At 73.8% G+C, this 12,161-nt stretch carries 12 protein-coding genes; 11 read left to right on the forward strand and 1 reads right to left on the reverse strand.

The window, feature by feature from the left end; all coding sequences use genetic code 11:
* Positions 1–14 precede the first annotated feature (14 nt).
* From ABZW14_RS22705 to ABZW14_RS22720, 4 genes are read left to right on the forward strand one after another with little or no spacing between them, the layout of a single operon-like run.
* The gene (locus ABZW14_RS22705; protein ID WP_355349966.1) at positions 15–1,388 is read left to right on the forward strand and encodes a DUF1501 domain-containing protein; all 1,374 of its coding nucleotides are present in this window, start codon (positions 15–17) and stop codon (positions 1,386–1,388) included.
* Positions 1,385–2,800, forward strand: coding sequence for a ferric reductase-like transmembrane domain-containing protein (locus ABZW14_RS22710; protein WP_355349835.1), 1,416 nt, complete (start codon positions 1,385–1,387; stop codon positions 2,798–2,800). Before ABZW14_RS22705 ends, ABZW14_RS22710 begins: the two co-directional genes overlap by 4 nt.
* A 13-nt stretch (positions 2,801–2,813) precedes the next feature.
* The gene (locus ABZW14_RS22715) at positions 2,814–3,410 is read left to right on the forward strand and encodes an FMN-binding protein (protein ID WP_355349838.1); all 597 of its coding nucleotides are present in this window, start codon (positions 2,814–2,816) and stop codon (positions 3,408–3,410) included.
* Positions 3,411–3,460: 50 nt separating this feature from the next.
* Positions 3,461–4,186, forward strand: coding sequence for an FAD:protein FMN transferase (locus tag ABZW14_RS22720; RefSeq protein ID WP_355349969.1), 726 nt, complete (start codon positions 3,461–3,463; stop codon positions 4,184–4,186).
* Between the two features lie 270 nt (positions 4,187–4,456).
* Here the strand turns inward: ABZW14_RS22720 and ABZW14_RS22725 are convergent, their stop codons facing one another.
* Positions 4,457–5,137 carry a bifunctional DNA primase/polymerase gene (locus tag ABZW14_RS22725; RefSeq protein WP_355349841.1) on the reverse strand — a complete coding sequence of 227 codons (681 nt, stop codon included), beginning with the start codon at positions 5,135–5,137 and terminating at the stop codon, positions 4,457–4,459.
* A 232-nt stretch (positions 5,138–5,369) separates the two neighbouring features.
* Between ABZW14_RS22725 and ABZW14_RS22730 the strand changes: the two genes are divergently transcribed.
* From ABZW14_RS22730 to mctP, 7 genes are all read left to right on the forward strand, one after another.
* Positions 5,370–6,596, forward strand: a complete 1,227-nt coding sequence (locus ABZW14_RS22730) for a helix-turn-helix domain-containing protein (protein WP_355349844.1) — start codon at positions 5,370–5,372, stop codon at positions 6,594–6,596.
* 16 nt (positions 6,597–6,612) lie between these two features.
* The gene (locus ABZW14_RS22735; protein WP_355349847.1) at positions 6,613–7,194 is read left to right on the forward strand and encodes a flavoprotein; all 582 of its coding nucleotides are present in this window, start codon (positions 6,613–6,615) and stop codon (positions 7,192–7,194) included.
* Between the two features lie 102 nt (positions 7,195–7,296).
* Complete coding sequence (locus ABZW14_RS22740) at positions 7,297–8,163, forward strand: Nif3-like dinuclear metal center hexameric protein (RefSeq protein WP_355349850.1); 867 nt, start codon at positions 7,297–7,299, stop codon at positions 8,161–8,163.
* Positions 8,160–8,897: a C4-type zinc ribbon domain-containing protein gene (locus ABZW14_RS22745; protein WP_355349853.1), complete on the forward strand. Its 738-nt coding sequence runs from the start codon at positions 8,160–8,162 to the stop codon at positions 8,895–8,897. Before ABZW14_RS22740 ends, ABZW14_RS22745 begins: the two co-directional genes overlap by 4 nt.
* A gap of 5 nt (positions 8,898–8,902) precedes the next feature.
* On the forward strand, positions 8,903–10,093 hold the full coding sequence (locus ABZW14_RS22750; protein WP_355349855.1) for a bifunctional RNase H/acid phosphatase: 1,191 nt from the start codon (positions 8,903–8,905) through the stop codon (positions 10,091–10,093).
* Positions 10,094–10,240: 147 nt separating this feature from the next.
* Positions 10,241–10,486 (forward strand): DUF3311 domain-containing protein, encoded by a 246-nt coding sequence (locus tag ABZW14_RS22755; protein WP_355349858.1) that lies wholly within the window; start codon positions 10,241–10,243, stop codon positions 10,484–10,486.
* A complete protein-coding gene (gene mctP / locus ABZW14_RS22760) occupies positions 10,486–12,141 on the forward strand; it encodes a monocarboxylate uptake permease MctP (protein WP_355349861.1) in 1,656 nt (551 codons plus the stop codon). Before ABZW14_RS22755 ends, mctP begins: the two co-directional genes overlap by 1 nt.
* Positions 12,142–12,161: the final 20 nt, after the last annotated feature.

A 12,161-nucleotide genomic window follows, 5' to 3' on the forward strand; every position in this document is an offset into this window, starting at 1 on the left:
GGCATTCGATGGAGATGACCGTGAACCCGTACCCCCTGGACCCCGAATGCCCCGACCTGCGGCGTCTGGCCGACAACCCGGCCGAGGCGCTGCTGCGCGCCGAGGCCGACATCGTCGCGGCCGAGAACGCCGCCGAGGCGGACCGGTACCGCCGGCTGGAGGAACTGGAGGAGGCGCAGCAGGACGGCCGGGGCGTCACCCGGCGGACCTTCGTCGCCGGCGCCGCGGCGACCGCGACCGCCCTGGCCACGGCCCAGTTCGTGACCACCTCGGCGTCGTTCGCGGCGACGAAGACCGGCACGCTCATCCACGTGTTCCTCTACGGCGGGCTGGACGGGCTGAGCCTGGTCGCCCCGGCCGACGACCCGGTGCTCACCCGGACCCGGCCCGATCTGCTGCTCGGCAACGACTCGCTGGCCCTCGGCCGCGGCTTCAAGCTGACGAGCGCGTTCGCCCCGCTGGAGAAGTGGCTCACGGCCGGCCAGCTCGGCTTCGTGCCGGCGGTCTCCGACCCGCGGCTGTCCCGCAGCCACTTCCAGGCCGCCGACGCCTGCAACCTGGGCGGCCTGCCCGGCGAGACCGGCGGCCGGGGCTGGCTGGACAGCCTGGTCGACACCCTCGGCAAGGGCACCGCGTTCCGCAGCGTCGGCATCGGCAGCACCCTGCCCCGCTCGCTGGTCGGCGTGAACGGCGCGATCTCCCTGAACAGCGTCGGGGAGTTGCGGCTCAACGGCGACGACCGCTTCCGCGCGGCCACCGAGAAGGCCATCCGTGGCCTCTTCACCGGGATCAACCACCCGGTGGAGGAGGCGGTGATCGAGGGCATGGGCGCGCTGGCCACCGCGCAGAAGCTGGCCGCGAAGCCGTACGCGGCCGCCGCCGGGGTGAAGTACGAGGGCGTCGGCAACGCCTTCCAGCAGCTCGCGCAGCTCATCAAGGGCGGGGCGAACGTCCGGGTGGCGACGGTCGGCATGGGCGGCTACGACACCCACGAGAACCAGGGCACCCGCGACGGCGGCCAGCTCTGGCGCCGGCTCAACGAGCTGGCCAACGCCATGGCGGCGTTCTTCACCGACCTCGGGGACCGGGCCGCCGACGTGACGGTCATGGTGTCCAGCGAGTTCGGCCGGCGGGTCGCCTCGAACCAGGGCGGCACCGACCACGGGCACGGCGGGGTGGTCACCATCCTGTCCGGGCGCAAGCTCGCCGGTTCGCTCCTCGGTACCTGGAACGGATTGAACGATCTCGACAGCGGAGACGTACCCGAGTACAACAACATGTTCAACGTCTACGGCTCGGTCGCGCAGGGACGGTTCGGACTGACGACCGCGCAGGTGGACAAGGTCTTCCCGCGGCAGAAATACGCCCCCATGAAGCTGTACGCGTGACATACCAGGACACCCGGGCCGCCGGCCGCCGCAGCGGGGCATCCGCCCCGTACGGCGGCCGTCCGCCTGCCCCCGTACCCCCGGGACGGCCGCGCCGCGGGCCCGGCGGGCGGCGCGCGCTGGCCGCCGCCTTCTGGCTCGGCCTGGTCGCCGCCGTGCTGCCCTGGTGGCTCGCCACCCCGCCCGGGTCGCTGGCCGACACGACCGACGTGCTCACCGCGGCGGGCCGGATCACCGGCCTGGTCGCCGGTTACCTGCTGCTGGTCCAGGTGTTCATGATGAGCCGGCTCGGCGTGCTGGAGCGCCGGCTGGGCGGCGAGCGGCTGTCCCGGGTGCACCGGGACCTCGGCGCCACCCTGCTGGTGGCGGTCCTCGCCCACCTGGCGCTGCTGGTCGTCGGCTACGCCCGGATGGAGAAGAACTCGATCCTCGCCCAGGTCGGTGCCCTGCTGACCCACTACGAGGACATGGTCTCCGCGTTCGTGGCCGCCGGGATCATGGTGGCCGTCGGGTTCACCGCGGTCCGGGGCGTCCGCCGGCGGCTGCCCTACGAGCTCTGGTACCACCTGCACCTGACCAGCTATCTCGCCCTGCTGCTCGGCTACGGGCACCAGTTCAGCAACGGCGCCCAGCTCTACGAGCCCGGCCCGGTGCGCACCGGCTGGATCGCCGCGTACGTGCTGGTGGTGGCCGCGCTGGTGTGGGGGCGGCTCATCGCGCCGCTGCGCTTCAACCTGCGGCACCGGCTGCGCGTCGCCGACGTGGTGGCCGAGAGTCCGGACACCGTCTCGATCTACCTGACCGGGCACCGGCTCAACCAGATCGACCTGCTCGGCGGCCAGTACTTCCGCTGGCGCTTCCTCAATCCCGGCTGCTGGTGGCAGTCGCACCCGTTCTCGCTCTCCGCGGCGGGCAACGGCCGCTGGCTGCGGCTCACCGTGAAGGTCGTCGGCCGGCACACCGCCGACCTGCGGGACCTCACCCCGGGCACCCGGGTCTGGGCCGAGGGGCCGTCCGGCACCTTCACGGCGGCGCACCGCACCCGGGAACGCGCCCTGCTGATCGCCGGGGGCAGCGGCATCGCCCCGCTGCGGGCCATTCTGGAGGAGTTGCCGCCCGGGGCGGCGCTGATCTACCGCGCCCGCACCCCGGCCGACGTGCTGCTGCACAACGAGCTGGACTGGCTCGCCCAGGCCCGGCGCACCTCGGTCTGGTACGTGGTCGGCTCCCGCGACGACCCCGGTCCCCGCCAGGTGATGAGTCCGGAGGGGCTGCGCCGGTTGGTGCCCGACCTGACCCGGCGCGACGTCTACCTCTGCGGCCCGGGCGGCCTGGTCGACGAGGCGGTCCGGGCGCTGCGCCGGGCCGGGGTGCCGCGCCGGCAGATCCACCTCGCCACCTTCGAGCTGTAGAGAGGCTCCGCCCATGCGCCGCGCGCTCCTCGCGATCACCGGCCTGGCCGCCGGCACCACCGCGCTGGTGGTGCTCAAGGGCGCCCCGGGCACCGGCCAGGCCGCACCGGACCGCCCGGTCGCCCAGGCCCCCGTCGCCCCCGGCGGCCCGGCGGCCCCCGACGCGACCCCGGGCGGCGTCACCCCCGCCGCCCGGCCGAGCGGGTCGGTGAAGCCGAGCGCCCGGCCCGGTGCCGGCCGCACCCCCGGCACCCGGAGCACCGCCACCGTCAGGACCACCCCCAGGGCCACGACCGCCGCGCCGCGGACCACCACGAGCGCGCCGAAGGTCACCACCCGGACGGTCACCGGTCCGGTGGTCAGCTACCGGTACGGCTCGCTCCAGGTGCGGATCACGTTGAGCGGGAGCCGGATCGTTGACGCCACCGGCCTCGGCATGCCGCTGGACGGGCAGTCCGGGCTGCGCAGCGACGACGTGCAGGCCCGCTACAGCGGCAGCTCGGGCGAGGTGGTCGCCAAGCAGAGCGCCAACCTGAGCACCGTCTCGGGGGCCACCTACACCAGCACGGCGTACAAGCAGTCGCTCCAGGCCGCGTTGGACAAGGCGTGACCCTGGTGACCGCCGTGCGCCGGCCGGGCCTGCGCCGGGTCGAGCAGATCATGGGTACGGCGATCAGCCTCGACCTGGCCGACGACCTGCCCGCCGCCACCCTGCACGGGCTGGCCGAGGAGACCTTCGCCTGGCTTCGCGAGGTGGACGCCCGGTTCAGCACGTACCGGGCGGACAGCGAGGTGTGCCGCCTGGACCGGGGCGAGCTGCCGCCGGCCGAGGCGTCGGCCGACCTGCGGACGGTGCTGGAGAGCTGCGCCGACCTCTGGACCGGCACCGACGGCTTCTTCGACGCGTACGCCACGGGCCGGCTCGACCCGTCGGGCTATGTCAAGGGCTGGGCGGCGCAGGTGGCCTCGGACCGGCTGGTCGCGGCCGGCGCACCGAACCACTGCCTGAACGCCGGCGGTGACGTCCGGGTACGCGGCCACGCGGCCGCCGGCGACCCGTGGCGGATCGGGGTCCGGCACCCCTGGGACCCGGCCGCCACCTGCCTCGTGCTGACCGGCACCGACCTGGCCGTCGCCACCTCCGGCGTCTACGAGCGCGGCCACCACGTCGTGGACCCCCGCCGGGGCGCCCCGGCCGCCGGCCTGCGCTCGGTCACCGTGGTCGGCCCCGACCTCGGCATCGCCGACGCCTACGCCACGGCCGCCGTGGCCATGGGTGAGCCGGGCATCGGCTGGCTCGACCGCCTGCCCGCCCCGTGGCGGCACGCGGTGGTCACCGACGACGCCCGCCTCCTGCACTCCCGTGGCCTCCCGCTGGCGCCCTGACCGCGCCTGGCGAATGGTCAGCGGAGCGGGCGGTGGGTGGTGGCGGGACGGGAGCCGCGGGGCCGTGAGCCTCGGGGCCGGGTGCCCCACGGGCGGGTGAAGACCCAGCGGTACGGGCGGCGCCGGTGCGGCGGTGGCTCGGTGCCGCCGCTGTGGCGGGCCGCGTCGTCCTCGGACATCCTCCACCCCCGCTCCGGCGCGCTCCTGCGCCTCTCAGCAGGCACAACGAGTGCGACGCCGGTGAGGTCGCTGCCTGCGAGGGGCTGCCGGTCAGCAGCCGCGCCGGGGGAGGGGGAGCTGACCGGGGAGCAGGTCGGAGGTGAGCGTGATCCCGGCCGCCCGTAACGCCACGATCAGGGCGTTCTGGACCAGGTACGAGTCGGGCAGCCGCCAGCGTGCCTGTTCGGGCGCGACCGCCCAGCGCACCGTCCCTTCCGGCAGCCGGGTCGGCGGGGCCGGGATCCACGAGCCGGGACCGTGCCGGACCACCTGGAAGCAGTGCTCCAGCTCCGGGCGCAGCGGGTCGCCGGGGCGGACCAGGAACATCCAGCGGCCGGTGGGGGTGACCAGCACCGGCCCGCGTACGCCGAAGCCGGCCGGATGGGTGGCGACCGTGTCGAGCACCCGCCGGCCCAGGTGGGCCGCGACCTCCAGCACGTCGAACGCGCGCCCGGTGGGCAGCAGGACGCCGTGGGGGCGGCTGCGCCACCAGGTGGCCACCCGGGCCGGGTCGGCGCTGGCCGCGTGCTCCCAGTTCTCCAGGGCGGGATGGCAGCCGACCGTGGGACAGCCGGCTCGGCCGCAGACGAACCGGCTGTTGGCCAGGCAGGCGCCGGGTGTCACGGCCCAGCCGTGCGCGGCGTACCGGACGGCGATCCGGCGCAGCCGGACCCGTTCCAGCGGTGACAGGTGAGCCACGCGCGGTCCGACAATTCCCCACATGTGTCCCATCCCCTCTCGCCGGCCCGGACCGTCCACACACCACACGTCGAATGCCGTCACTGCCGTAACCCACACTCGTTGTGCTGACGAACGGCTGATGCAACTTGCACGAAAACTAGGAGAACTGGCCGTACGGCCGACGTACAGACTGTGCGACCAGCGAAACCTAAAAACCGAAGGACCGTCGCAATTGGTCGACCGGGGGGATCAGCCGGATGCGGGCAGGGGGAGGGATGGTCAGATGGACGAGCTACCCATAGGCCGACGGGTCGCCTACTGGCGGAGTCGGCGCAAGATGTCCCAGCAGGTCTTCGCCGACCGGCTCGGCAAGTCCAAGAGCTGGGTGGACAAGGTGGAGCGTGGCGTCCGGCGGCTGGACAAGTTCTCCGTCGTCTACGAGATCGCCGACATCCTCCAGGTCGACGTGCAACTGCTGCTCGGCAAGGACCCGGAGCGGCGCACCGACGCCCTCAACTGCATCGACCAGGTCGAGGTCGAGGAGATCCGGGCGGCGCTGGAGCGCTACGACTCGATGAGCGCGTACTTCGACGCGGCGCCCTACCCCCCGCCGCTGGCCGACATGCGCAAGGCCGTCAACCACGCCTGGCTCACCTACCAGTACGGCCGCTACGGGATGCTCACCCGTGCCCTGCCCAAGCTGCTGCGCGACGCCCAGGCCGCCGACGCCGGCTACCACGGCGATCAGGCCCGCGAGGCCGCCCACGTGCTCGGGCAGGTCTACCAGATCGCCTCCTCCGTGCTGCGCAAGCTCGGCGAGTGCGACCTGGCCTGGCTGGCCGCCGACCGCTCGATGGCGGTCGCCCAGCGGGCCGACGACCCCCTGCTCGCCGGCATCGCCACCACCCGGGTCTGCAACGCGCTCGTCGCGATGGGCCGCCCCCGCCCCGCGCTCGAGCTCAACGTGCGGATCGCCAACCGGCTGGCCCCCGGCGGCGAGAACGACGCCCGGCCGGAGCGCCTCTCCGTCTACGGCATGCTGCTGCTCCAGGGCGCCATGGCCGCCGCCCGCATCGGCGACTCGGCGACCGTGGACGACCTGCTGTCCGGCGCCGCCGAGGCGGCCACCCTGCTCGGTGGCGACCACAACCACTACTGGACCTCGTTCGGCCCGACCAACCTGGAGCTGCACCGGGCCGCCGCGGCCGTCGAACTGGGCGACGGCGGCCGGGCCGTGGAGACGCACCACGGCCTCGCCGAGCCCGCATTCAACGCGCTGCTGCCCGAGCGGCGCGCGCACCACCTGCTCGACATCGCCCGCGGCTTCGCCCAGATCGGCGACGTCGCCAACGCCGGGGACATGCTGCTCCGCGGCGACCGGCTCGCGCCCTCCGAGATCCGATGCCGGCCCATCGCCCACGAGGTGATGTCGGACGTGCTCCGTCGCACACGGGGTGCGCCGCCTCCGCCGATCGCGGAGTTGGCTGTGCACATGGGAGTCGGAGTATGAGCGCAGGTCGGGTCGGATGAGCGGTCCGCACACCAGCAACGGGCACCGTCGGGTGCTCTACGTCATCGCCTGCGGTTCGCCGCTGGCCCGTCACGTCGGCCGGCTGGTCGACCTCGCCCAGCAGGACGGCTGGCAGGTCTGCGTGGTGACCACGCCGGACGGCGCGAAGTTCGTCGACCGGACGGCGCTGGCCCGGCAGAGCGGTCACCCGGTCCGCACCCACTACAAGAACCCGGGCGACCCGGACGTGCTGCCCCCGGCGGACGCCATGCTGGTCTGCCCGGCGACGGTCAACACCGTCAACAAGTGGGCCGCCGGCATCGCCGACACCCTCGCCCTCGGCCTGCTGATCGAGGGGCAGGGGATGGGGGTGCCGATCGCGGCCGTGCCGTACACCAACGTGGCGATGGCCGCGCACCCGGCGTTCCGGGCCGGCCTGGCCCGGCTGCGCGAGTGGGGGGTGCGGGTGGTCTTCGGCGACCACGTGGTGCCGCTGCATCCGCCGGGCACCGGCGAGCGGCACCTGGACGGCTTCCCCTGGGCAGCCGGCCTGGCCGCGCTGCGCGGCGCTCCACGCCCGGCCGCCCCGGTCGGCTGAGGGGCGGGCAGGGGCCCGTTGTCGACGCGTCCCGTCGCACAAGGGCCCCTCCTGTCCGCCATCGGCCCTGCGGGTCGCCGGACGCCGGTAAGCTGGCCGGCCGTGAGCACAACCGGATCGCCGCCCACGGTCGCCGACGTGGCGGCCGCGCTGGACCGCCGCTACCCGCCTGCCTGGGCCGAGGAGTGGGACCGGGTCGGTCTGGTGCTCGGCGAGCCCGACGTCCCGGTCCGGCGGGTCGCCTGCGTGGTCGACGTGGTGCCCGAGACGGTGGCCGAGGCGCTCGCCGCCGGGGCCGACATGATCGTCGCGCACCACCCGCTGCTGCTGCGCGGCGTCTCCTCGGTGGCCGCCACCACGTACAAGGGCCGGATCGTGCACCGGCTGATCAAGGCCGACGTGGCGCTGTACGTGGCGCACACCAACGCCGACGTCGCCGACCCCGGGGTGTCCGACGCCCTGGCCGCCCGGTTCGGGCTGACCGGGCTGCGCCCGCTGCACCCGCCCCGCCCCGGCTCGCCCGCCGCCGGCCCCGGCCGGGGCATCGGCCGGATCGGCGAGCTGCCCACCCCGCTCAGCCTGGCCGAGCTGACCCGGCACGCCGCCGCCGTGCTCCCCGTCACCGCGTGGGGAGTTCGCGCCGCCGGGGATCCCGGGCGTATGGTTCGTACCCTCGCCGTCAGCGGCGGCTCGGGAGACAGCTTCCTCGCCGAGGCGACCGCCGCCGGAGTGGATGCGTTCCTCACCGCCGACCTGCGCCACCACCCCGCCGGCGAGCACCTCGCCGCCGGCGGGCCGGCCCTCCTGGACGCCGCCCACTGGGCGACCGAGCGACCCTGGCTGGACGACCTGGCCGCCCGGCTGCGGGACGAGCTGGGCGTCGAGACCGTGGTGTCCGACCTGGACACCGACCCGTGGACCGTGCACGCCGCCGCGCCCCGACCGGACGACAAGGAGCCCCGACCGTGAAGGTTGACCCGAAGGTGCAGCGCCGCCTGCTCGACCTGCAGGCGATCGACACCGCGCTCGCCCAACTCGCCCACCGCCGCCGGACGCTGCCCCAGCTGGCCGAGCTGGAGGCCCTGGCGCGCGAGCTCTCCGCGCTGGAGGACGAGCGGGTCCGCGCCCAGGTGGCCGTGGACGACCTCGACCGGGACATCGCCCGGCTGGAGAAGGACGTCGACCAGGTCCGGGCCCGCAAGACCAAGGACGAGAACCGGCTGGCCGCCGGCACCGGGCCGGCCCGCGAGCTGGAGGCGCTCCAGCACGAGCTGGCCTCGCTGAACCGCCGGCAGAGCGACCTGGAGGACGCCGAGCTGGAGCTGATGGAGCAGCGGGAGACCGCGCAGGGCGTGCTGGACGGCGTCGAACGGCGGATCGCCGAGGCCCGGGACCGGCGCGCCGCAGCCGAGCAGCGCCGCGACGACAGCCTCGCCGAGATCGCCAAGGAGGAGGAGTTCAAGCGGGGCGCCCGCCAGCCGCTGGCCGGCGACCTGCCGGCCGACCTGGTCGCCCTCTACGACCGGATCCGCACGGACACCGGCCTCGGCGCGGCGCTGCTCACCGGCGCCCGCTGCGGTGGCTGCCGCCTGGAGCTCTCCGGCGCCGACCTGGCCCGGATCCGCAAGGCCGACCCGGACGACGTGGTCCGCTGCGAGGAGTGCCGGCGGATCATGGTCCGGACCAACGAGTCGGGGCTGTAGCCGTCGTGGCGGTGCGCGCGGTCCTGGTCGAGGCCGACGGCGGGTCCCGGGGCAACCCGGGGCCGGCCGGCTACGGCGCGGTGGTCCGGGACCCGGCGACCGGCGAGGTGCTGGCCGAGCGCGCCGAGGCCATCGGCACGGCCACGAACAACGTGGCCGAGTACCGGGGCCTGATAGCCGGGCTGGAGGCCGCCGCCGACCTGGGCGCGGCCGAGGTGGAGGCCCGGATGGACTCCAAGCTGGTGGTCGAGCAGATGTGTGGCCGCTGGCAGATCAAGAACCCCGGGCTGCGGCCGCTCGCCGCGCAGGCCGCGGGGCTGGTGGGCCGGTTCGACAGCGTACGGTTCAGCTGGGTCCCCCGGGAGCGCAACAAGCACGCCGACGCGCTGGCCAACGCGGCGATGGACGCGGCGGCGGGCCTGGCACCGACCGGGCCGGTGGCGGAGTCGCCGCGGAAGCTCGCCGCCCCCGAGCCGGCTGTGCGCGAGGTGGCCGCCCGGGCCGCGACCGGCCGGGCCACCGGCACCGACCCGGCCACCACCCCGGCGTCCTGGGAGCCGCGCCCGACCGAGGAGGCCACCCGGTTGATCCTGGTCCGGCACGGCGAGACCGAGCGGACGGTGCAGAAGCGTTATTCCGGGCGCGGTGACGTGCCGCTGACCGACCGGGGGCGGGCCCAGGCCCGCGCCACGGCCGTCCGGGTGGCCGCCCTCGCGCCCTCGGTCGCGGCCGTGGTCAGCTCCCCGCTGGCCCGGTGCACGGCCACCGCCGAGGCGATCGCCGCACTGGTCGGCAACCCGCCGGTACGTCCCGATGACGACCTGATCGAGTGCGATTTCGGGGTCTGGGAGGGGCGCACCTTCGCCGAGGTGCGCGACGGCTGGGCCGGGGAACTGGACGCCTGGCTGGCCTCCACGAGCATCGCCCCGCCCGAGGGCGAGTCGTTCGCGGCCGTCGCCGAGCGGACCGGCCGGGCGGTCGACCGGCTGCGCACGGCGTACCCCGGGGAGACCGTCGTGGTGGTTTCCCACGTCTCGCCGATCAAGCTGGTGCTGCGCGACGCCCTCGCGGCCGGCGACGCCTTCCTGCACCGGCTCTACCTGGACACCGCGGGCGTCTCGGTGCTCGACCTCTACCCGGACGGCGGCGTCGCGGTCCGCTCGGTCAACGACACCGCCCACCTGTCCGACCTCTGACCACCCCCACCGCTTTCGTCCCGCCATTCGGCGCACGACGGGAGCCGCTCGGCGCACCGCCGTCCTCCGGGAGAACGTGACCGCGTTCACAGGGTCGTAGCCTCCGGCCGTCACATGGCAAGTTACGACTTCCCGGAGGTGTGTCACATGGCAGCACCAGAACCGGAGGCGCCGACAACGGCGCGATCCAGGGCGAAGGACCACAGCCCCTGGAACTGGTTGCTCTTCATACCGATCGTGGTGCCGCTGATCCCGGCCTTCTTCAACGCCGACTCGCCCCGGCTGTTCGGCTTCCCGCGCTTCTACTGGCTGCAACTGGCCTGGATCGTCCTCGGCGTGGCCACCACGACGCTGGTCTACCAGATGACGAAGAAGCGGGGAGGTGACCGCTGATGTGGCGCGACCACCTGACCGAGATCATCATCTTCACGTTCCTGTTCCTGCTGGTCAGCGCGATGGGCTTCGTGGCGGCCCGCTGGCGGGCACCGCGCGACATGGCGCACCTGGACGAGTGGGGCCTGGGCGGGCGCAGCTTCGGCGGCTGGATCACCTGGTTCCTGGTCGGCGGTGACCTCTACACGGCGTACACGTTCGTGGCGGTGCCGGCGCTGATCTTCGGGGCCGGCGCCCTCGGGTTCTACGCGGTGCCCTACACGATCGTCATCTACCCGCTGGTGTTCCTGGTGCTCTGCCGGCTCTGGTCGGTCTCGCACCGGCACGGCTTCGTCACCCCGGCCGACTTCGTCCGCAACCGGTTCGACTCGCCGATCCTCGCGCTGCTGATCGCGATCACCGGCATCGTGGCCACCATGCCGTACATCGCTCTGCAACTCGTCGGCATCGAGGCGGTGCTCAAGACGATGGGGGTGACCGGGGACAACGCGTTCGCCCGGCACCTGCCGATCATCATCGCCTTCGCGATCCTGGCGGCCTACACCTACCAGTCCGGGCTGCGCGCGCCGGCGCTGATCGCGTTCGTCAAGGACTCGCTGATCTACATCGTGATCCTGGTGGCGGTCATCTACCTGCCGTACAAGCTGGGCGGCTGGGGCGAGATCTTCGACGCGGCCGACGCGAAGTTCAAGGCGTCACCGGCACCGGGTGACGGCATCCTGCTCAACGCCAACAACCAGCTCCAGTACGTCACCCTGGCGTTCGGCTCGGCGCTGGCGCTCTTCCTCTACCCGCACAGCATCACCGGTGTGCTGGCCAGCCGGAACCGGGACGTGATCAAGCGGAACATGTCCGCGCTGCCGGCGTACAGCCTGCTGCTCGGGCTGATCGCGCTGCTCGGCTTCATGGCCATCGCGGCGGGCGTGAAGCCGCTGCCCGGCGCCAAGGCCGGCAGCGTCGACGGCAACACCGTGGTGCCGCTGCTGTTCGACAGCCAGTTCCCGGACTGGTTCGCGGGGGTGGCGTACGCGGCCATCGGCATCGGCGCGCTGGTGCCGGCGGCGATCATGTCGATCGCGGCGGCGAACCTGTTCACCCGCAACATCTACAAGGAGTACCTGAAGCGGGACGCCAGCCCGGCGCAGGAGGCGAACGTCTCGAAGATCACCTCGCTGGTGGTGAAGGTCGGTGCGGTGGCCTGCATCGTCTTCCTCGACCCGCAGTTCTCCATCGACCTCCAGCTCATCGGCGGCGTGATCATCCTCCAGACGCTGCCGGCGGTGGCGCTGGGCCTCTACACCCGCTGGTTCCACCGGGGCGCGCTGATCGCCGGCTGGGTGGCCGGCATGGGCCTCGGCATGTGGATGCTCTACCAGATCGGGAACCCGGCGACCGGCAAGAAGCACTTCGCCGGCTCGGCCTTCCCGCTGGAGAAGTTCGGCTTCGACACCCAGAAGACGATCTACGTGGGCATCGTGGCGGTGCTGGTGAACCTGGCGGTGGCCGCGCTGCTCACCCTGGTGCTGCGTGCGGCGAAGGTGGCCGAGGGGGTGGACGGCACCACCCCGGACGACTACTTCGCCGACGAGGGCGACCCGCGGGTCACCCCCGGCGTGGAGCGGGACGCGGACGCCGCCCCCGAACCGGTCGCCTGAGCTGCCCCGGGGCCCCGGTC

Source organism: Micromonospora sp. NPDC004551 (assembly GCF_040609975.1).
Lineage (GTDB): Bacteria > Actinomycetota > Actinomycetes > Mycobacteriales > Micromonosporaceae > Micromonospora.